The sequence below is a fragment of the Gymnodinialimonas mytili genome (assembly GCF_037544085.1).
GTDB classification, from domain to species: Bacteria; Pseudomonadota; Alphaproteobacteria; order Rhodobacterales; family Rhodobacteraceae; genus Gymnodinialimonas; species Gymnodinialimonas mytili.
In genome coordinates, this window is record NZ_JBBIFW010000002.1 from 424,458 (window position 1) to 445,503 (window position 21,046).

The 21,046-nt window shown below is 61.9% G+C and carries 18 protein-coding genes; 4 read left to right on the forward strand and 14 right to left on the reverse strand.

Annotation, left to right across the window (positions count from 1 at the left end; all coding sequences use genetic code 11):
* Nucleotides 1-2 precede the first annotated feature (2 nt).
* The 3 genes from V8J82_RS11560 to V8J82_RS11570 form a co-directional block, all read right to left on the reverse strand.
* Nucleotides 3-830 (reverse strand): NAD-dependent epimerase/dehydratase family protein, encoded by an 828-nt coding sequence (locus tag V8J82_RS11560; protein ID WP_339975425.1) that lies wholly within the window; start codon nucleotides 828-830, stop codon nucleotides 3-5.
* A 21-nt stretch (nucleotides 831-851) separates the two neighbouring features.
* Nucleotides 852-2,069, reverse strand: coding sequence for an NAD(P)/FAD-dependent oxidoreductase (locus V8J82_RS11565; RefSeq protein WP_339975427.1), 1,218 nt, complete (start codon nucleotides 2,067-2,069; stop codon nucleotides 852-854).
* 77 nt (nucleotides 2,070-2,146) lie between these two features.
* On the reverse strand, nucleotides 2,147-2,620 hold the full coding sequence (locus V8J82_RS11570; protein ID WP_339975429.1) for an Lrp/AsnC family transcriptional regulator: 474 nt from the start codon (nucleotides 2,618-2,620) through the stop codon (nucleotides 2,147-2,149).
* 126 nt (nucleotides 2,621-2,746) lie between these two features.
* On the opposite strand from V8J82_RS11570, the gene putA reads away from it, so the two are divergent.
* On the forward strand, nucleotides 2,747-6,064 hold the full coding sequence (gene putA, locus V8J82_RS11575; RefSeq protein WP_339975431.1) for a bifunctional proline dehydrogenase/L-glutamate gamma-semialdehyde dehydrogenase PutA: 3,318 nt from the start codon (nucleotides 2,747-2,749) through the stop codon (nucleotides 6,062-6,064).
* Nucleotides 6,065-6,071: 7 nt separating this feature from the next.
* Here the strand turns inward: putA and V8J82_RS11580 are convergent, their stop codons facing one another.
* The 11 genes from V8J82_RS11580 to V8J82_RS11630 all read right to left on the reverse strand — a co-directional run bounded on the left by V8J82_RS11580 (nucleotide 6,072) and on the right by V8J82_RS11630 (nucleotide 17,558).
* Complete coding sequence (locus V8J82_RS11580; RefSeq protein WP_339975433.1) at nucleotides 6,072-7,100, reverse strand: ABC transporter substrate-binding protein; 1,029 nt, start codon at nucleotides 7,098-7,100, stop codon at nucleotides 6,072-6,074.
* On the reverse strand, nucleotides 7,070-8,440 hold the full coding sequence (locus V8J82_RS11585) for a sensor histidine kinase N-terminal domain-containing protein (protein ID WP_339975434.1): 1,371 nt from the start codon (nucleotides 8,438-8,440) through the stop codon (nucleotides 7,070-7,072). Before V8J82_RS11585 ends, V8J82_RS11580 begins: the two co-directional genes overlap by 31 nt.
* Complete coding sequence (locus V8J82_RS11590) at nucleotides 8,437-9,096, reverse strand: response regulator transcription factor (protein ID WP_339975436.1); 660 nt, start codon at nucleotides 9,094-9,096, stop codon at nucleotides 8,437-8,439. The genes V8J82_RS11585 and V8J82_RS11590 overlap by 4 nt, the downstream gene beginning before the upstream one ends.
* 84 nt (nucleotides 9,097-9,180) lie before the next feature.
* A complete protein-coding gene (locus V8J82_RS11595) occupies nucleotides 9,181-10,683 on the reverse strand; it encodes an aldehyde dehydrogenase (NADP(+)) (RefSeq protein ID WP_339975437.1) in 1,503 nt (500 codons plus the stop codon).
* A gap of 9 nt (nucleotides 10,684-10,692) precedes the next feature.
* Nucleotides 10,693-11,709: a 4-hydroxythreonine-4-phosphate dehydrogenase PdxA gene (locus tag V8J82_RS11600; RefSeq protein ID WP_339975438.1), complete on the reverse strand. Its 1,017-nt coding sequence runs from the start codon at nucleotides 11,707-11,709 to the stop codon at nucleotides 10,693-10,695.
* Nucleotides 11,710-11,713: 4 nt separating this feature from the next.
* Nucleotides 11,714-12,415 carry a GntR family transcriptional regulator gene (locus tag V8J82_RS11605; protein WP_339975440.1) on the reverse strand — a complete coding sequence of 234 codons (702 nt, stop codon included), beginning with the start codon at nucleotides 12,413-12,415 and terminating at the stop codon, nucleotides 11,714-11,716.
* A gap of 10 nt (nucleotides 12,416-12,425) precedes the next feature.
* Complete coding sequence (locus V8J82_RS11610; RefSeq protein ID WP_339975442.1) at nucleotides 12,426-13,337, reverse strand: dihydrodipicolinate synthase family protein; 912 nt, start codon at nucleotides 13,335-13,337, stop codon at nucleotides 12,426-12,428.
* A gap of 3 nt (nucleotides 13,338-13,340) precedes the next feature.
* On the reverse strand, nucleotides 13,341-14,513 hold the full coding sequence (locus tag V8J82_RS11615) for an L-rhamnonate dehydratase (RefSeq protein WP_339975443.1): 1,173 nt from the start codon (nucleotides 14,511-14,513) through the stop codon (nucleotides 13,341-13,343).
* 4 nt (nucleotides 14,514-14,517) lie between these two features.
* On the reverse strand, nucleotides 14,518-16,017 hold the full coding sequence (locus tag V8J82_RS11620) for a tripartite tricarboxylate transporter permease (RefSeq protein WP_339975445.1): 1,500 nt from the start codon (nucleotides 16,015-16,017) through the stop codon (nucleotides 14,518-14,520).
* A gap of 5 nt (nucleotides 16,018-16,022) precedes the next feature.
* Nucleotides 16,023-16,502, reverse strand: a complete 480-nt coding sequence (locus tag V8J82_RS11625; protein WP_339975447.1) for a tripartite tricarboxylate transporter TctB family protein — start codon at nucleotides 16,500-16,502, stop codon at nucleotides 16,023-16,025.
* 87 nt (nucleotides 16,503-16,589) lie between these two features.
* Nucleotides 16,590-17,558 carry a Bug family tripartite tricarboxylate transporter substrate binding protein gene (locus tag V8J82_RS11630; RefSeq protein ID WP_339975449.1) on the reverse strand — a complete coding sequence of 323 codons (969 nt, stop codon included), beginning with the start codon at nucleotides 17,556-17,558 and terminating at the stop codon, nucleotides 16,590-16,592.
* Between the two features lie 345 nt (nucleotides 17,559-17,903).
* Here V8J82_RS11630 and V8J82_RS11635 point away from each other — a divergent pair, with 345 nt between their 5' ends.
* From V8J82_RS11635 to V8J82_RS11645, 3 genes are all read left to right on the forward strand, one after another.
* Nucleotides 17,904-18,878 carry a tripartite tricarboxylate transporter substrate binding protein gene (locus V8J82_RS11635; protein ID WP_339975451.1) on the forward strand — a complete coding sequence of 325 codons (975 nt, stop codon included), beginning with the start codon at nucleotides 17,904-17,906 and terminating at the stop codon, nucleotides 18,876-18,878.
* A gap of 122 nt (nucleotides 18,879-19,000) precedes the next feature.
* The gene (locus V8J82_RS11640) at nucleotides 19,001-19,498 is read left to right on the forward strand and encodes a tripartite tricarboxylate transporter TctB family protein (RefSeq protein ID WP_339975453.1); all 498 of its coding nucleotides are present in this window, start codon (nucleotides 19,001-19,003) and stop codon (nucleotides 19,496-19,498) included.
* A 12-nt stretch (nucleotides 19,499-19,510) separates the two neighbouring features.
* Complete coding sequence (locus tag V8J82_RS11645; protein WP_339975455.1) at nucleotides 19,511-21,037, forward strand: tripartite tricarboxylate transporter permease; 1,527 nt, start codon at nucleotides 19,511-19,513, stop codon at nucleotides 21,035-21,037.
* Nucleotides 21,038-21,046 lie beyond the last annotated feature (9 nt).

Here is a 21,046-nt window from a genome sequence, read left to right on the forward strand (position 1 = left end):
CCTTAATCGTTCCCTTTGGCCGCGGCAGTTGCGCCGCCCTGTCCCAATGGCACAGCGGCGAAGGGGCCGCCATGGTGCATCTGCGCCCTGTCGGTTGGGTCGCCCGCGCCTTCGGTCGCCAGGATTTGGGCGGCGTAGATCTCTGCATTGTCCTGCGGGCGGTATCCCAGATGGCTGGCCTTGGCGTTGTCCACCGGACAGCGATCATTATCCGAAACGCCGTAGACGATCGAAAAACCGGTTGTTGGCGTATCAATGGCCCGTGCCACCAGACGCAGCAAATCCCCGTCGCTGAGCCATGTGCCCAGCATACGGGCGTTTTGCACGGTGTCACAGGACAGGATGCGCAGATGCACGGATTCCAGCCCGCGCTTGGACCAATACATCTTGCCCAAATCCTCGGTGAAGCATTTCGCTAAGCCGTAGAACGTATCGGGCGCGTGCGGCGCATCTAGTCCGATGAAATCTTGCCGTTTATGCATCCCAACCGCGTGGATGGACGAAGCGTAGACAATCCGTCGTGCCCCCGCCTTCCAGGCGCTTTCCCACACATTGTAAGAGCCCACGAAGTTCGGCCCCAGCAATTGCTCAAAAGGGCCCTCATCAACATGGGCGCCAAAATGGACAACCATCTCGACCCCTTCCATCAACGCGGCGACGGATTCGTAGTCCGCAATATCCGCGCGGGCATAGCTGGCATTGGCAGGCAGGTCTGCGATATCTTCCACGATATCGGTGCACAGCAAATCATCGCACATCGCGGCCAGGGGCGCGCGCAAGATGGAACCCAGGCGACCGGCCGCGCCGGTCAAGACGATTTTTTTCAGCATGAGGGGCCTTTCCAAGCGGGCTTAGATCACAGCGGTTTCCAGGATCGGGTCGTTTTGAAGCACACGGGCATAGGCAAAGGGGCTCAGATCCAATGTGCGGTATTCGCCATAGGTCAGCCATTCCGCAGTGCCCCGGCCCATGGCGGGGGATTGTTGCAGCCCATGGCCCGAAAACCCGTTGAGAAAGATGAAATTCGGCACCTCTGGATGCGGACCCAAGATCGCGTTGTGGTCAAGCGTGTTGACCGCATAATGCCCAGCCCATTCCGCCTGGACCTTAACGGCCTCAAAAGCAGGGATGCGCGTGGCCAGAACGGGCCAGATGTGGTTTTCCCATAGATTGTGGTCCATCGTGAAATCGTCGAAATCCACGGCTGGATCGATCTGGGCATGGCCGCCTGCCTGATATGTCCCGCCGCCGTTTTCACGCACATGCACGCCGGATGGATCAATTGTCAGCGGTAGATCGCGGTCCAGTGGACGCTCTGCTTTGAAGACCCAGGAATAGCGTTTGCGCGGCTCGACCGGGATCTGGATACCTGCCATTTGTGCCGTCCGCGCGGCGCGCGGGCCCGAGGCATTCACCACCTGACCGCAACCGATCACTTGGCCGTCAGCCAGTGTCACGCTGTCGATGCCGCGCAGCGAACGGGCCATTTTGACCACCTCACCGCGGATATACTCCACGCCGCGTTCGCGTGCTTGACGCTTCCACCAGTCAAAGACTGCAGCGCCGTCCCAGTATCCTTCGTTCACCGTGTTGATCGAGCCCAGCACAATGTCATCCACGTTGTAGAAGGGATAGGCGGCTGTGATCTGATCGGGTGTCATCAATTGAGTTGCAGCACCCGCGGCGTGTTGCACGGCGATATTGGTACGCAAGACCTCGGCAAACGCTTCGGTGTCGGCCAGATACATGTAACCAAAAGACCGGATCGGTAGATCTGGGATCCGGTCATCGCCGCCCATTCGGTCACGCAGATGGGTGACGAATTCTGCCGCAAATTGGCTGATGCGCACATTCAATTCGGTCGAAAATTGCTGCCGCATGCAGGAATTGGTATGGGCGGTTGAGCATTTCTCGTAGCTTGGATCGCGTTCGACCACCAAAACACTGCCGTTGAAATCCGGGTTTTCGGTCAGCCACCACGCGGTAGACGACCCCATAATCGCACCGCCCACAATCACCACGTCATAGGACGCGCGTGTGGCGCGAGTGTCAAAAGCTGCACTTATCATCGGGCTCTCCCATCCGACTGTACCGCCGGGTTGCCCTGTAGGTTGCGCGGGCCATGGGGGCTTGGCAAGAGGACCTGCTAACTTTGGCCGATTTCGTCCTTTACGGATTCCATCGAAACATGTGTCGATGTGGCGGCGACATGAGGCAATCGCGAGATCACTTCCCCCAACACGCGCCGGTAATCGGCGATGTCGGTGGACCGGATCTTCAGCAGATAATCGAAGGCGCCCGCGATCATGTGGATCTGCTCGATTTCGGGAACTGCGCGGGCCGCCTGATTGAAAGCCTGCAGCGCAGGTTCTCGCGTGTCGTTCAGCCGGACCTCAGCGAAGGCGACATGGGCCAACCCTAGTTTGGCCGGGTTCAGCACAGCGCGAAACCCGAGGATGTATCCGGCCTGTTGCAGCCGTTTCACCCGTGTCTGGCAAGGTGTTTTCGATAGGCCCACCCGGTTTGACAGCTCGGTAACAGGAATGCGTCCCTCTTTGGCGAGGATCGTCAGGATGCGAATATCGGCAGCGTCAAGTTGGCTATGATTTTGGCTAATCATGGAGAAATATTACTCTCTAATTCGTTCCTTCAGGCCAATTGTATATTCAGGCGACCAACATTAGGCAATTTGTCTGTCTCGATTGTGGTACGCTCTGACCGTTGCAGATTTGCTTGAGGTCTCGTTATGTCTCTCGATACCCTCCGTGCCGCGATCCGGTCTACCTATCTGGAGCCGCAGGCCGTCGCTTTGGCGCGCTTGATGGCTGATGCGCCGATCGCTGACACGGTCCGTAATGCTGCCAGCGCCCGTGCTAGCGCGCTGGTTACTCAGATCCGGGCTGAGGATCGGGGTGGATTGATGGAGATCTTCCTGGCCGAATATGGCCTCTCCAGTGCCGAAGGCTTGGCGCTAATGCGTTTGGCCGAGGCGCTTCTTCGGGTGCCGGACGATGTGACTGTCGATGCGTTGATCGAGGACAAGATTGTGCCCGCCGAATGGTCGAGCCATCGTGGACAATCCAAATCCACCTTGGTGAATGCCTCAACTTTGGCCCTGATGCTCACAGGCCGCGTTCTGTCTGACGAAGACGGGCAGGGTATAGCGGGGCCACTGCGAAGCGCCATTAAACGTTTGGGAGAGCCGGTGATCCGCGCTGCAACCCGGCGCGCCATGGCCGAGATGGGCAATCAGTTTGTGCTTGGCGAAACCATCCAGGCCGCTGTCAGTCGAACAATCCCGGACTATACCTATAGCTACGATATGTTGGGTGAAGCTGCGGTGACCCAGGCAGAGGCGGACGCCTATTTCGCGTCGTATTCCGCCGCAATCGCGCATCTGGGTGGGCGCGCCACCCACAACGATATCCGCCTGAACCCCGGGATCTCCGTCAAGCTATCGGCGCTGCATCCCCGTTACGAGCAAGTGCAAAAGGCGAGGGTACTGGCCGAGCTTGCGCCGCGACTATTGACTCTGTGCCAGGCTGCCAAGGCCGCCCGCATGGGTCTGAACATCGATGCGGAAGAGGCTGACCGTCTGGACCTTTCGCTGGACGTTATCGCGGCAGTGCTGGGTGATCCCTCGCTTGAGGAGTGGGACGGGTTCGGCGTTGTGGTCCAAGCCTATGGTCAACGGGCCGCGCCAGTGATCGACTGGCTCCATGCGCTTGCTGAGACCTATGATCGCCGCATCATGGTTCGCTTGGTGAAAGGGGCCTACTGGGATACCGAGATCAAGCGGGCCCAGATCGCCGGCCTGTCCGGCTTTCCGGTCTTCACTGACAAGGCGGCCACCGATATCAGTTATCTGAGTTGCGCGTCGAAATTGCTGGGTTTAACGGATCGGATCTATCCGCAATTTGCCACCCATAATGCCCATTCCGTCGCGGCCATTTTGGAAATGGCCAGTGAAGTCGGCGGGTTCGAGTTTCAGCGTCTGCATGGGATGGGAGAGGCGTTGCACGATCTGGTTCGAGGTGGTGATGGGGTTCGATGCCGGATCTACGCCCCGGTTGGGGCGCATCGGGACCTGTTGGCCTATCTTGTGCGCAGATTGTTGGAAAACGGTGCCAATTCATCCTTCGTCCACAAGATCATGGACGATACTGTGCCGCCAGCCGAGGTTGCAGCGGACCCGTTTGGGGCGCTGTCCAACACAAACGGTGTCACCGCACCTGCGGATCTATACGCGCCGGAGCGCGTCAACTCTACCGGGCATGACCTTACCGATCCGGTCACGCTGGAGGCACTTGATCGCGACCGCGCCGCGTTTCGGGAGACGACCTGGCAGGCCGGGGTTGGAACGGGCACCCCCAATGCCATCCTCAACCCGGCTGATCCCTCCGACGTGGTCGGTTATGTACGTCACGCCACAGTCGGCGACGCGCAAGCCGCCATAACACGCGCTCAGCCTTGGGACGCCAGCAATCGCGCCGATGTTCTGGCCCGCGCGGCGGAGCTCTATGAAGCCAATGCGCCAGAACTATTTGCGTTGCTCGCGCGAGAGGCCGGAAAAACCCTGTTAGATTGCGAGGCCGAACTGCGCGAGGCGGTCGATTTTTTGCGCTATTACGCGGCTCGGATCTCTGAACTGACAACGCCACCTCTGGGCCGCGTCACCTGTATTAGCCCTTGGAATTTTCCACTCGCCATCTTCACCGGTCAGATCGCGGCTGCGCTGGCGGCAGGGAATGCTGTGCTGGCCAAACCCGCCGAGGCGACGCCGCTGATCGCCGCCCGTGCGGTCGGGCTGCTGCACCAGGCGGGTGTGCCAGACAGCGCATTGCAATTGATCCCCGGGGAGGGCGCCTCAATCGGTGCCACGCTCACCTCGGATGCGCGGATCGACGCCGTCGCCTTTACCGGCTCCACCGCAACTGCGCAGGCGATCAACCGCAGCATGGCGGCGCATTTGCACCCTGCCGCGCCTCTGATTGCCGAGACCGGTGGCATCAACGCAATGATTGTCGACAGCACAGCCTTGCCCGAACAGGCCGTAAAGGACGTAGTGCAATCGGCCTTCCAATCGGCGGGACAACGTTGTTCTGCTCTGCGTTGCCTTTATGTGCAAGATGACATCGCCGATCGGTTTCTGGAGATGTTGAAAGGCGCGATGGATGCGCTTCGTGCAGGCGATCCGTGGCAGCGCGACACAGATATCGGCCCCGTCATCGACGCAGGGGCCCAAGCCGCAATCAGAACCCATATCGATCAATCCGGCGCACGCCTATTGCACCAAACCGCCGCGCCAGGCGTCGGGACGTTTGTGCCGCCGAGCTTGATTGAAGTCACATCTATCGCCGATTTGAAGCAAGAAATTTTTGGCCCCGTCCTGCACGTTGCACGCTTTCAGGCCGACGAATTGGACGCGGTGATCGCTGGGATCAATGCCACCGGCTATGGACTGACCTTTGGGCTGCATACTCGGATCGACGCACGCGTGGCCGAGATTACGGATCGTGTCGCCGCCGGGAACCTCTATGTGAACCGCAACCAGATCGGTGCGATTGTCGGCTCACAGCCGTTTGGCGGTCAGGGCTTGTCCGGTACAGGGCCGAAAGCTGGCGGTCCCGCCTATGTCGCGCGTTTTGCCCGACCGGAGCCGGACAAAATCCAGCCGGTTGGCGAACGTCTACTGCCCGGCCCAACTGGTGAAACCAACCGTTTGAGCACGCATCCCCGCGGGGCGGTGTTGTGCTTGGGGCCGGGATCGGATGCTGCGGATGTCCAAGCGCGCGCTGTTGCGGCGTGCGGATGCACCGCCATCCGAGCCCCGGACGTGTCGCCTGACGCCGTGACCGCGCGGGGCCCATTTGCCGCCGCGATTTTCTGGGGGGAAGAGGAGCATGCCCGCGCCTATCGACAGGCCCTCGCGGCGCGTTCGGGGCCGATATTGCCGCTGATTTGCGCCAAAAACCCTGCGCCCTTCCTGATCCTCGAACGCCATATCTGTATCGACACGACGGCGGCCGGTGGCAATGCGGCGTTGCTGGCTGCATTCGCCTGAAACGTGCCTATTGCTGCAAAAGCGCAGCATCCCATGCCGCCAGAAAGCTTTCGCGGTTCAAGCGATCCAAATACACCATCAGGGCGGGGCCTAGGCGGATCGGCGCAAAGGGCGCATCGCTGCCCGCGTCGCGGCTTTGCAGCGGTGGCAATACGGGTGCAGACCCGGCGCCCATTCCTTCGGCCAGCAGCGCGTCCAACATGGCGCCCGCAGCCTCCACCTCTGCCGCCGTGGCCGGGATCAGCGCGGTGCGCAGCATGACATTGGCAAAATCTTCCAATGGCAAGATGGCCAGGCCATCTTCATGGCCCAACCGTGCCTCGGCATAAGATCCCAATACGTTATACGCCAAAGCCAACTCGCCCGAGGCGACATCGTCGATCATCTGCGACGAGCAGCAATATAGCCTTGCGTCCAACCGCCCCATTACTTCGGTCAAGCGCCAGAATGCATCCGATGACCGTGCCTCCTGCGTGGCAAAGAGGTAGCCCAGACCACTGACATGCAGATCGTAGGTCCCAAGCGCACCGGAAAACCGCTCAGGGTTGTCGCGCAACAGGGTCACCAATTCCGCCCGTGTGCGCGGTAGGGGCAGGCCCGCAAAACGCGCCTCATTCACCACGATAACGGCAGGCTCTGCGGTGAAGGCGAAAAGCTGATCGCGCCAGCGCGCCCAATCGGGCAGGCTGGCGGTGACGGCGCTGGCATAGCTTTGCGCATAGCCGTCATTGGCCAGCGTGAATTGCAGATCCATGGCCGATGACAGCGCCAGATCGAACACGGCGCCGGTGCGGATCGCCCGGTTCAGCTCTGCGGAGGAAGCGGTGATATAGTCGATCCCGATTTCGGGATTGGCGGCCTGGAAGCGCAATAGAAACGGTTCGAATACATGCAGATCTGCGGTTGAGATCACCCGCAGCATAGCATTGCCTGCGCCCGGATAGCTGCGCTGATCCTCGATCTCGAACTCTTGTGCAGGGGCGGCGGCGGCCCAGAGGATCAGCGCTAGGCCGCGGGCAAAATCAACGACACGCATGCGCCCGGCCTTCCCGTATTGTCATTCAGTTCCAACCGTCCGCCATGGGCTGCCAGGGCCTCATCTGCGATGGTGAGTCCCAGGCCAGAGCCGACGATGCCTTCGACCTGCTCACCGCGGCGGAACCGTTCCGTCAGATGCGCAGCGGATTCGTCTCCAAAGCCGGGGCCCTGATCGCGCACCTCGATCCGTGCCTCTCCGCCGCCATTTTGCACGCTTAGCCGCACCACCGTTTCGGCGGGCGAATATTTGATCGCATTGTCCAACACATTGCGCAGCGCATTCTGGATCAGGATCGCATCGCCAAGCGCCGCGGCAGGCATCGCATCGACGGCGATGTCGATATCCTTCATCTCTGCTGTGGGTCGCAATGCATCGGCGACATTGCCCGCCAAGGCGGGCAGATCCACGCGGTCGCGCGCCAGATCGTCGGCGCGGAGCGAGACCATCGCGTGATCCAAAAGCTGGCTGGCAGAACGCGAGCTTTCATCGACGGCGCGGATCACGCGCCTAAGCGTTTGTTTCTGCCCCTCTTCCTCCACCGAATGCAGTGCGATCTCGGCCTGTGTGCGCACGACAGCCAATGGCGTCCGCACCCGATGCGCGGCCTCTGCGATGAAATCCTCAGACCGCCGCAGCGATCCGCCCAGCCGTTCCATCAGCCGATTCAAGGCGCGGACCAACGGCATCAATTCTGGCGGGCCCTGCCGCCTGAGCGGGCGCAAATCCGAAGGGCCGCGCGTGGCGACGTGCTGCGCCATGGTGTTGAGTGGTTTGAGCGACGCGCGCACCGCATAGGCTGCGATTCCCACCGCAAGCAAAAACACGACACCTGACAGAAGCGCCGCCTGCCGCGACAGACCCGCCGCGATGCCCTGCACACCGCTGCGGGTTTGCGCCAATGTCACGGTGATCGGCACCACGCGCCCGTCGCTCAGCACGGTGCGCCGCACGCTGACCGCGCGCACCGTCGTCCCTCGAAAGGGCATCGTGTCGAAGGCCACGTCGCCTGTGGCCACGTCTGGCCCCTCAAGATCCGCATAACCAGTCAACAGATCACTGCCCGCCGATACACGATAGAACACGCGATCTTCGCTGATCGCCCCCAGCATCGAAAAAGCGGAATAGGGCAGCTCCAAGCGGATTTGCCCCGCTTCTGATCGGAGGGTTTCTGCGATCGAGGTGGCGGAGGCTGCCAGGATGTTGTCCTGCGTGCGCCCGGCGGCCTCTCGTGCGAAACTTGTGACCATCGCCCAGCTCACCAGGGCCAGCAGCGCCACCATGGCCGCCAGAAACAACGTCAGCTTGCGTGCGATGGGCCAGGAGGGTTGGACGCTCATGTGCTCATCCGATAACCCAAGCCGCGCACCGTCTCGATCCGCACACCTGCGCCATCGAGCTTTTTGCGCAGGCGCCCGACATAGACCTCGATGGCGTTTTCTGTGACATCCGCATCCTGACTGAACAACCGGTCGAGCAGTTGGGATTTCGACAGGATCTGCCCCGGATTGCGCGCAAAAACCTCCAGCAGCCGCAATTCGCGATTGCGCAGATCCAGCGTCGCGCCGCCATGGCGCAAAGTGCCTGCGGTGGGATCGAACAAAGCCGCGCCCAAGGCGATTTCGTTGCGTGCAGCCCCTCCGCGGCGCCGCAGAACGGCCCGGCAACGCGCTTCTAGCTCGCTGAAATCAAAGGGTTTCGTGATGTAGTCGTCGGCGCCCTGATCCAACGCACCGACCCGGTCGCTGATCTGGCTGCGCGCCGTCAGGACGATCACTGGGGTGGTCAGGCGGTCCCGTGATCGCGCCAGAAAATCGCGCCCATCCCCGTCGGGCAGCATTACATCCAGCAAGATCAGATCGTAGTCTGCGACGGCCAGGCAATCCTCGGCCTCCGACAGGGTCGCGGCGTGATCCACCGCATGGCCGTCCAGCGCCAAGCGCTGCACGATACCCTCGGCCAATTCATGATTGTCCTCGACCAGCAAAAACCGCATCGCGATACGTCCTCCCGACGGGCAGAGTGCCGGGAGGTGGCGATGCGCGCAACCGCCTAAGGCCGCGCGCATACGCCATAAACGCTAGCGCAGCTCTGGCCGCACCAGGTCCAATGGCATGTCCTGGTAGCTGATCGGGCGCAGCCATCGCTGGATCGCCAATGTCCCGACCGAGGTCGACCGGCTGTCGGTCGAGGCCGGATAGGGTCCGCCATGCATCATGGCCGAACACACCTCGACCCCCGTAGGGAAGCCATTGCACAGGATGCGCCCGGCGCGTTCTTCCAGCACTGGCAGCAGCGCGCGCGCCGATGCGGCATCCCCGGGCATGTCGAGTTGCAATGTCGCCGTCAATTGACCCTCTAAAGCCTCTGCCACGGCCAGCATCTCGGCCTCATCCTCACAGGCCACGAGAATGCCCGCGGCGCCAAACACTTCATGATGCAGATCCGGTGTGGCCAGCCATGCTGCGGCATCGGTTTTGAACACCACAGGCTGCCCCATCCGGTCGCCGGTCGCGTCTTGGCCGCGGGCCAGCGTCGAGATTTTGCCGTCCAGATCGGCGACAGCCTTGGCATAGCTTTCACAGATCCGGTCCGTCAGCATCTTTTGCGGCGCGGCCTCGGTCGCGGCCTGCACCACGGTGGTTTCCAACGCCTCAAGTCCGGCGCTTTTCACGCCAATCAAGACACCCGGATTGGTACAGAACTGCCCCGCGCCCATGGCCAGAGAGGCGACCCAGCCCGCACCAATCGCGGCGCCGCGTGTCTCCAAGGCATTGGGCAGGCAGAAGACTGGGTTGATTGATCCAAGCTCACCGTAAAACGGGATCGGCTTGGGCCGCGCGGCGCACAGATCGAACAAGGCGCGTCCGGCGCCGAGCGATCCGGTGAAGCCCACCGCTGCGACTTCAGGGTGTTGGACCAGACCGGCCCCGGTAGCGGGGGCCGCACCGTGGACCATTTGGAACACCGCTTTTGGCATCTCGCAGCGTGCAACGGCGGCCTCGATGGCCTGGGCCACAAGCTCGCCCGTGGCAGGGTGGGCGGGGTGCCCCTTGACGATCACTGGACATCCCGCGGCCAGGGCCGAGGCCGTGTCGCCGCCAGCGGTGGAAAAGGCCAGCGGAAAGTTCGAGGCGCCGAACACCACCACCGGACCCAGCGGAATATGCGTCAGCTGCAGATCCGGGCGCGGCAGAGGTTGCCGGTCGGGCAGGGCGGCATCATGGCGTGTATCGGGAAAGCCATCGGCCAGGATCAGATCCGCAAACAGGCGTAACTGACCCATTGTGCGGCCTCGTTCGCCCACCAAACGCGCCTCCGGCAAACCGGATTCGGCCATCGCGGCCTCGGTGATCTGATCACCCCGCGCGTCGATTTCTTCGGCGATGGCGGTCAGAAACCGGGCGCGTGCCTCGATGCTGGTCGCGCTATAGGGGCGAAACGCCGCGCGTGCGGCCCGGGCCGCAGCATCGATCTGCGCCTCGCTCACCTGATGCACGCCGCGCAGCGGGCTATCCGGCGCATCAAGCTGGCTGTCGGATCCGGTCCAGGTTCCGTCGATCAGATGGTGTCCTGTCAGCATGGTCTTATCCTATTCTGTCGAAGCGTGGCGTTGGGCGAGGTGGGTCTTGGCCAGCCGCACCAGAAGGTCAAAGGCCGCGCGGGTCGCGCCGGGATTGGCAACGCCCTGGCCCGCGATATCGAAGGCGGTGCCATGGGCCGGCGTCGTGACCGGTATCGGAAGGCCGCCCGCAACGGTCACGCCGCGGTCAAATCCCATCAGCTTGATCGCGATTTGGCCCTGGTCGTGATACATCGTTACCACGGCGTCGACCTCACCCACCTTCGCCTTCAGAAATACGGTGTCCGATGGCCACGGGCCGGTCACATGCATCTGGCGGTCCTGAAATTCGGCCACGACCGGCTCCAGAATATCGATCTCTTCCCGGCCGAATTTGCCATTGTCCCCCGCATGAGGGTTGAGCGCGGCGACGGCCACATGGGGGCGGGTTTTGCCGGATTGTACCAGCGTGTCATGGGCCAGGGTCACAGCACGGCGCACCCCATCGCCCGAGATGTTGTCTGCGACGTCCTTCAACCCGATATGAGACGTCACACGGGTTGTCATCAGCTCATCCAAGACATTGATTTCGCTGTGATACCCGTCAAATCCCAGATAGCGCGCCATATAGCGATGCTCATCCTCCGCATTCAGGCCCGCCGCTGTCAGCGCGGCTTTGTTGAACGGCCCGAACAGCACCCCATCGACATGGCCTACCATGGCCAGATCCAACGCCTTGTCGAGCGTGCGGAGCGCACTTCTGCCGCTTTCCACTGTGACTTCGGCGCGCTTCACCTCGGTGGGCGCGATCGTCTCCATATCAAGGTGACACAGCCCCTCAAATCCTGGCACATCGCCTTCGCCGATTCCAACGGGATCCACCGGCAAATCGGCCTGTTCCGCCCCTTGCCGCCACAGATGCCCATCGCCGATCAAAAGGATCTCCGCAGCGTCGCGCACTCCGTCGGAGTTCAGCAGCCGGGCCATAAGCTCCGGCCCTATCCCGGACGGATCGCCCGGGATGATCGCAAGTCTCGGTTTTGTCATCAGATCACTCTCCGGCCATCATGGCCCGTTCACGCATCGCCTCGGCGATGTTGCTTTCTGCGGTTTTCAGGTGCTGTTTCAAGGCTTTGGAGGATGCCAACGCGTCCCGTGCCAACAACGCTTCGACGATCAAAGCGTGTTCCTGGCGAGTGCTCTCGCGGCTGACCCGGCGTTGGGATGACATGAAGCGCGCCCGCCACAGCCGCGCATTGTAGCGCGCATGGGTTTCGATCAGTGCCTCATTGCCCGAGGCACGGACGATGGCACTGTGAAACGCCATGTCGCGGTTGAACGCGGCCACCTTATCGCCATCGGCGCCGTTCAGGATCTCTTGGTTCAGGCGGTCAACTTCCTGCAATTGCGCGTCGCTCGCTTCCGCGCAGGCCAACTCGCCCGCCAGCGCTTCCAACGCGCCTTGAACACGGAGGTAGTCACAGATCTCTTCCCAGGACGGATCCGCCACAAATGGGCGGCGCGAGGCCGTGTATTGTACCAGGCCGTCATTGGCCAACAGCTTGATCGCTTCGCGCATCGGCGTGCGGCTGACGCCCAAAGCATCGGCCAAATCCCGTTCGGGCAAGGCGGTGCCCGGCGAAAGCTTTTCCAACAGGATCATTTCGCGGATCTTTTGCGCCGCGTCTTCGGCCAGGCTGAGCGAGCGCGTGACGCCGCCCACCTCGGACAATGCTTGTTTCAAATCTGCCATGGCAGACATCTTAATGCCCCCATTTCAGAGCGATAGGATCAAGTGGGCGGACCAGTTCCAACAGTTGCGCCCGTGTGTCAGGGTGCAAAGGCGGGATCGGGTGGCGGCAGGTCTCGCTGCGGATCACGCCGCCTTCAACCATTACGGCCTTGGCAGAGCGAAAGCCGCATTGCCGATTTTCGAAATTCACCGCAGGCAGCACGCGGGCATAGGCGGCTTGGGCAGCGCCACGGTCGCCCGCCGCATGATGACTGATCACCGGTTTGATCTGGTCGGGGATCATGGCCGAGGTCATCGCGCCGGTCGCGCCCGCATCCAGATCAGCCATCAGCGTGATTGCCTCTTCGCCGTCAAACGGGCCCTCAATTGCGTTGCCGCCTTCGGCCACCAGGGCGCGCAGCTTCGCGGCGGCTTGTGGGCATTCGATCTTGAACAGCTTCACCATCTCGATCTCGCGCGCCATTCGCACCAAAAGCGGCACTGGCAGATCGACACCCGACAAAGGCGCGTCCTGCACCATGATCGGCAGTCCGACCTCGCCCACAAGGGCGAATTGCTCAAAGGTCTGCTCCGCCGTGCCTCGCATCAGCGCCCCATGATAGGGCGGCATCATCATCACCATCGCCGCGCCATGGGCCTTGGCATGGGCCGCGCGATCCACCGCGATCTGAGTAGCAAAGTGGCTGATCGTCACGATCACCGGCACGCGCCCGGCCACATGGGCTAGGCTGCGCTCAGTCAACAGGCACCGTTCCTCATCGGTGATCAGGAACTGCTCCGAGAAATTCGCCAGTATGCAGATGCCGTCACTGCCCTGATCGATCATGCAATCGAGCACGCGGTTCATACCATCGTAATCGACAGTCCCGTCCTCGTGAAACGGCGTCGGCGCAACCGGCCAGATCCCAGAATAGACAGCCATCCCTCACTCCTCGATATCGAAATCGGTCAGGTGCTGCTCCGACAGGCTCAAGCCCAACCCAGGCACATCATCGGCCAATTGCAGCATCCCGTTTTCCGCCGCCGGATCGCCATCGAACACGTAGTAGAACAGCTCATTGCCCACCTCGACATCGAAGACCGGGAAATATTCCGAGATCGGGCAATTCACGTTCGCCATCGTCAGGTGGTAATTGTGCATCTGCCCCGCATGGGGGATGACGGGCACCTGATAAGCTTCGGCCAGCGCGTTGATCTTCTGCGCTGCAGTGATCCCGCCCACGCGGTTGGTGTCGTATTGGATGACGCTGACGGCCTTCATATCCAAAAGCTGCCGGAAGCCCATCAGGCTAAACTCATGCTCCCCGCCCGAAATCGGGATCGGTCCGCGGTTCAGATCGGCATAGCCGTGCATGTCGTCGGCGATGACCGGTTCCTCCAGCCAGCGCGGCTCGAACCGCTCCAGCTTGGGCAGCATCCGGCGCGTGTAATCCAGGTTCCAGCCCATATAGCATTCCAGCATCAGATCGACGTCATAGCCGATCACCTCGCGTACGGCTTCAACACGTTTGAGGTTCTCGCGCATGCCTGTCATGCCGTCCTTCGGCCCCCAGCCAAAGCGCATCTTGTAGCCCTGATAGCCATTCTTCTGCGCCTCGGCGGCTTCGGCCTGCATGGCCTCGATGGGCCCGGAATAGAGCTTGGAGTAATAGACCGGGATCGCCTCTTTGGTGCGCCCGCCCAGTAGCTTGAAGACAGGCTTGCCCGTCAGCTTGCCCATCAGATCCCAGATCGCGATATCCACCGCCGAGATCGCCGTCATGCCTACGCCCTTGCGGCCCCAGGCATGGGTCTTGCGGTACATCTTCTCCCACAGATAGGCATAGTCGAACGGATCTTCGCCGATTACCATGGGCGCGAGATATTGATCGATCGTAGCCTTCACCAAGCCCGGCGCCAGCGCCGCGTTGCCCAAGCCAACCGTGCCATCCTCAGTCTCCACCTCGCAGGTCAGCCATTGGTGGAACCGAAAGCTGCCCATCGCATCGCCGCGCTCATAAAGCGCATCACTGGCATTGGTGCAGAAATTGCCCTGTGGCGGAACTGTCTTGCCCGTCCAGTTCCAGACCTTGGCACGGACGGATTTAATCTTGGTCATCGGGTCATTCCCCCATCGATTTCAGAGGATCGCGCTGGGTAAACAGGCGTTTCCACAGGAACGGCCCAAACAGCGCAAGGAAGGTCAAAGCAAAGAACACAATGCACAGCGGGCGGGTCAGCATCAGCCACCATTGATCGTCCAGCATGATCAGCGACTGGCCCAGACGTTTTTCCAGCATCCCGCCCAGGATCAGGCCAATGGCCAATGGCACGACCGAATAGCCGAAGCGCCGCATGAAATAGCCCAGGAACCCGGCGCCGATGGCAATCCAGACATCCAGGAAGGATTGATCCAGCGCATAGGCCCCCACGATGGAAAAGGTGAAGACGATCGGCCATAGGATCTGGATCGGCACGAAGGTGATCCGCGCGAAGATCTTGGCGCCAAAGAGCCCGACGAAAATGAACAGGATGTTCACAAACAGCATCGCCCAGAAGATCGCGAAGGCAAATTCGGCCTGTTCGGTGAACATGGTTGGCCCAGGCTGCAACCCATGGATCATCAGGCCCGCCAGGATGACGGCGGCGGTCGGGCTGCCGGGGATGCCAAGCGCCAGCGTGGGGACCATTGCGCCACCGGTGGCCGAGTTGTTCGCAGCCTCCGACCCGGCGATGCCTTCGATGGCGCCTTTGCCGAATTGCTCGGGCGTTTTCGACCAGCGCCGCGCTTCGTTATAGCCGATCATCGAGGCGACGGTGGCGCCCTCGGCGGGCAGGATGCCGATGAATGTTCCAATACCCGATGATCGCAGGATGGTCTTCCAGACGCGCTTGTAGTCCTCGCGGCTCGGCAGCTTGATCGCTTTCATCATCACCTGCCGCCGCTCAACGGTCAGACGGTCGGCCTGAACCAGCAATTCCGAGATACCGAAAAGGCCGATCATGACGGGTACGAACCCGATGCCTTCGGTCAGTTCCGACATGCCATAAGTGAAGCGTTCCACCGTGGTCAGCAGGTCTTTCCCGACGGTCGCGGCCAGCACCCCCAACGCGCCCGCGATCAGGTTCTTTACCGGTGAGCCGTCGCCGATGGTCGCCAGCATCGACAGGCCAAAGACGGTCAGCGCGAAGTATTCCGGCGGGGCGAAATTATACGCGGCCCGTGCCATCAGGGGTGCCGCCGCCATCAGACAGACGACCGAGATGATGCCGCCCATCGTGGACGACACCGTCGCCATCCCAAGCGCCCGCCCGGCCTCGCCCCGTTGCGCCATCGGGTAGCCGTCCAGGCAGGTCGTCGCACTGGCCGAGGTGCCGGGTGTGTTGATCAGGATCGCCGTGATCGCACCCGCAAAGGTGGCCGCGCAGTAGATCGTCGTCAGGATCGCAATGGCCGGGATTGGGTCCATCGTGATGGTGAAGGGCAGCAACAGGGCCGCGCCCGTTGTGGCGTTCAACCCCGGCAACGCGCCGATGATAACACCGCCCAACGTGGCCATGAAAATCAGGATCAACAGGTTGGGGTCGGCAATCGCGGACAATCCGGCAAAGAAAGCATCCATGGCCGTCACCCGTACCAAAAGTTGGTCAACAGGCCGCGCGGGAAGCGGACCTCGAAAACCTGGTCAAACAGAAGAAACACCAAAGCGGGCGAGATCAGCGCCACCAGCATCAGCGCCCAGATCCGCCGCTCGCCCCACAGGGCGGCCAGGCACAGCGCGAAGGCGCCCAAACCCAGGAACAGGTCGACCGGCGCCAGGGCAGCAAACACCAGGAACAGCCCCATCGTTTTCCAGACCGACGGCGACATCGCCTGCGCCAGATCCTCGGATCCGTTCTCCGCCTTCGGCGCCGCGGGCCCGTTGCGCCAAGCCTGGATCAGAAGGATCACGCTCAACCCCACGATCAACCACAGGACAAGTTGCGGGAAATCGGCGGGCTGCATGCCGCGCAACAGGATCGGCGGGACGCGATCAAACTGCGTCGTCTGCCAATAGGCCAGCCCGCAGAACAAAATCAGTCCGATGGGGACTGCATATCGGCTCATCTCGTGGTCTCCCGAAACGTGGTCATGCGGTGCGATGTACCTCAAGCGACCGCGCACGCCAGGCGGACCCGGCGCGCGCGGTTCGCTTTACTCGATGAAGCCCAGATCGCGCAGGGCGGCATCCATATCGCCCATCATCGAGGTGATCTGATCGCCCCAAACCTCGGATCCGGCGACCGAGGTTGCGTCCAGCCCCGCCGAGTCGAGGAAGGCCTGATAGACCGGATGCTCCATCGCCTCGATCAGCGCCTCTTCCAGGCGTGCGGCCACGTCATCGGGCGTATCGGCATGGACGACAAAGCCCCGCACGGTCGAGAAATTGGCGTCGATCCCCAGGTCCGCCGCCGTCGCCACGTCGGGCAGGGCCGGCATCCGCTCAGGCGCCATCACAACGATGGGGCAAACCTCACCCGCTTCGATCTGCGACCCCGCTTCCGCCAGATTCAAAACCGCCACATCCACGGCGCCTGCGATCAGTTGGGTGGCGAGTTCGCCACCGCCCTCAAAGGGCAGGATCTGAGGCGTGGCAAGGTCGCCGTTACGTGCGAACATAAAGGCCGACACATCATCGATGCCACCCAGATGCGTCGTGCCATAGGTCAGCCCTTCTTCCCGCTGCGCCTCGACGAAGGCCTCGGCGCTGTCGAATTCACCGCAGCGCACCATCAGGATTTGCGGATCGTCCGTCGCCCTTGCGATCGGGCGGATATCGTCCAGCGTCATATCCGTATTGCCCAGTGCCATCGTGGCGGCATGGCCAATCGTGTAGGTCAGGATCGAGTGACCGTCGGCCTCTAGCGTCAGGTAGTAATCCATCGCCGTCGCACCGCCGCCACCGCGGCGATTGACGACAACCATATCGGTATCCAGCCCGCGACGGGCGCGGATCATCATCATACGCGTCGTCACATCGGTGCCGCCGCCATTCCCGGCATGGGTGACGACTTCAATCGTGCGGCTTGGGAAATCATCCGCCGTGGCTGGTAGTGCGGCGGCCGCAACCAGGGCCGTGCCGCAAACAAGAGACCGCACAAGCGGTTTGGTGAAGTGGGACATTTCAATTCCTCCCTAGGGCGCAGTTTTGTCCAACACTGCGCAATTGATATTTTGGTATACCAAAACACATAAACACCTAAATGCCGAATGATCCCGAGTCAATCCTGCCTGCGGATATGCAAGGGCGCACGCTGTTAAGTCCTTCGTAAAGCAAGCTGATTGGCGCCTGAGCCGACCCAAGCGTCGATCCCGTCACGCCCCGATGGCGCCAGCTCTCCGCCCGCAAATCGCGACACCGGGAATCGGTCCCAGAGGCGCGCGCCCGTGTCAGGCTTTTGTCAGCTTCGCATGTCAGCTTGCGCGGATGGACGGCAGAGGACCGTCTGACTATGGGAGGAATAACCAATGAGATTTACGCGTCGCGTCATGATGACCGCGGCCGCCGCAATGGTGGCATTTTCCGGTGCAGCACAGGCTGATGGCCATCAAATGCTGGACGAGCTTCACTTCCTGATCCCCGGCGGCGCCGGTGGCGGTTGGGATGGCACCGCGCGCGGCACCGGTGAGGCGCTGACCGATTCGGGCCTTGTCGGCACCGCATCCTACGAAAACATGTCCGGTGGCGGCGGTGGTGTGGCGATTGCCCATCTGATCGAGAATGCCGAAAGCATGGGCAACACGATGATGGTGAATTCCACGCCCATCGTGATCCGCTCGCTGACCGGTGTGTTCCCGCAAAGCTTCCGCGACCTGACCCTCGTGGCCGGGACAATTGGCGATTACGCCGCGCTGGTCGTGCCCGCCGATAGCGAGCTGACCTCAATGGAAGATCTGCTGAGGGCCTATCGCGCCGATGCGTCCAGCTTTGCCATTGGCGGCGGCTCGGTCCCCGGCGGTATGGACCACCTCGTGGCGGCTATGGCGATGGAAGCGGCGGGCGAAGATCCCACGGGCTTTAACTACATCCCCTATGATGCGGGCGGCGCGGCCATGGCGGGCCTTCTGTCGGGTGAGATCCAAGCGCTCAGCACCGGCTTTTCCGAGGCCATTGCGCTGGCCGATCAGGGCGAGGTGCGCATTCTTGGCGTGACCGCGCCAGAGCGGATCGACGGCTCCGACGCGCCGACGATGATGGAGCAGGGGCTCGACGTTGAATTCGTCAACTGGCGCGGCTTCTTCGCGGCCCCCGGCATCGACGAGGCGCAGGTCGAAGCGATGCGCGGCGCCCTGGCGGCGATGTATGAGACCGAGGAATGGGAAGCCGTCCGCGCCCGCAACGGCTGGGTGAATATCCATAATCCCGGTGAGGAATTCGAGACCTTCCTGGAAAACCAAGAGCAGCAGATCGGTGATCTAATGCGCACACTTGGGTTCCTCTAAAGACCGGGTCTGAGTGCGGCTAGGACGTTTTCCGAACCACAACAACAGACCGTCCAAAACGACCAGCGCTGCGGGTCTTCATTCCCGCAGCGCTTTCCACAAAAAATTGGGAGGGGACAGCCATGGCGTTGGATCGTTGGATCGCGCTGATCTTCGTCGGCCTATGCTGCGTCTACGGCTATGCCGCGTTTTTTACCATGGACCAATTGTTGCCGCCCTTCATGCAGCGCAATCCGGTCTGGCCGTCGACCTTCCCGAAGGTCCTGAGCATCGCCGGTATCCTCGTCGGGCTTGTGGTTCTACTGGGTCTCGAAAAGTCAGCGGATGCCGCCGACAAAGAGCCGTCGGCCACCGACATCAATTACCGCAATCTCGGCCAGTACAATCTTGGTCAGGCTCTGGGCCTGCTGGCCCTGATGGTCGCCTATGCGCTTTCCCTGCGCCCCATCGGCTTCATCGCCGCGACCATCCTGTTCCTCAGTATCGGCGGCTTCATCTTGGGCGAGCGCAAGTTGCACGTCCTGGTCCCCGTGGCGGCGATCGCCACCTTCCTCGTCTGGTATCTTGTGCAAGAAGTGCTGGGCATTTTCCTGCGGCCCTGGCCGTTCTTCCTGGCGTAAGGGGGGCACGCGATGCTTGAAGGATTGATGATCGGCCTGTCGACGGCGATCAACCCGTTCAACCTGATGATGGTGGTCTTCGGCTGCATCATCGGCACATTTATCGGCATGCTGCCGGGCCTTGGCCCGATGTCGATCATCGCGATCATGATCCCTGTCGCGATCACGCTGGGCGACCCGACCGCTGCCCTAATCCTGCTCGCGGGCGTCTATTACGGCGCGATTTTCGGCGGCTCGACCTCATCGATCCTGTTGAACGCGCCGGGGGTCGCGGGCACTGTCGCGACCAGCTTCGATGGCTATCCGATGGCTCAAAAGGGGTTGGCGGGCAAGGCCCTGACCATCGCCGCCGTCTCGTCTTTCGCGGGGGGTACAATCGGGGCGATCCTGCTGATGGTCTTCGCACCGATGCTCAGCTCGGTCGCGCTGCTGTTCCACTCGGCGGAATACTTCGCCCTGATGGTCGTGGGGCTTTCGGCCATCGCCGCCTTTGCGGGCACCGGCCAGGTGGGCAAGGCGTTGATGATGACCATCCTTGGCCTGATCATGGCCACGGTGGGCGAGGGCGCTTTGTTCAACATGCCTCGCTTCACCGCTGGCTTATTGGACCTGCAATCGGGTTTCTCCTTTATCACGCTCGCCATGGCGATGTTCGCCTTGCCCGAGGCGCTGTTTCTGGTGCTGAATCCGGCCCGGTCCGTGCAGGGTTCGGGCAAAGACGGCGGCGGCAAGATCGACAATCTGCGCATCACCCGGTCCGAGGGGCGTGCCATCGCGCCTGTCATCGGGCGGCAATCGGTGCAGGGCTTCTTCATCGGGGTCTTGCCCGGCGCGGGCGCCACGATTGCGTCCTTCCTGGGCTATGCCGTCGAGCGCAATCTTGCCACCAAGGACGAGCAGAAGGAATTCGGCAAAGGCTCGGTCAAGGGCCTCTCGGCGCCCGAAACCGCCAACAACGCCGCCTGTACGGGCTCGTTCGTGCCGCTTTTGACTCTCGGCATCCCCGGGTCAGGCACCACGGCGATCCTGCTCGGCGCGCTGATCGCGCTCAACGTCACGCCGGGTCCGCGCCTGATGGTGGATGAGCCGCAAGTGTTCTGGGCTGTCATTATCTCGATGTATATCGGCAACCTGGTTCTGCTGATCCTGAATCTGCCGCTGATCCCCTATATCGCGAAGATCCTGGCAATCCCGCGCAACTACTTGATCCCTTTCATTTTGTTCTTCACCCTGATGGGCGCCTATATCGGCCAGAACAATGCGACCGAGCTTCTGATCCTGGTGGGTTTCGGGGTGATCGCGACGATCCTACGCTTTGCGGATTACCCCCTGGCGCCGCTTCTGATCGGGTTCATCCTGGGCACTATGCTGGAGGACAACTTCGCCCGGTCCATGCAGCTTGCGGGCGGGTTGAACTTCATCCTCGAACGGCCGATGACGCTTGGCCTGCTGGTCCTGGCGGCGTTCCTGGTGGTCCTGCCCACCTTCCGTGCCGCCCGCGCCCGCAACCGGGCCAAGGGCGTGGCCGATGGGGATTGAGTCAGCCCA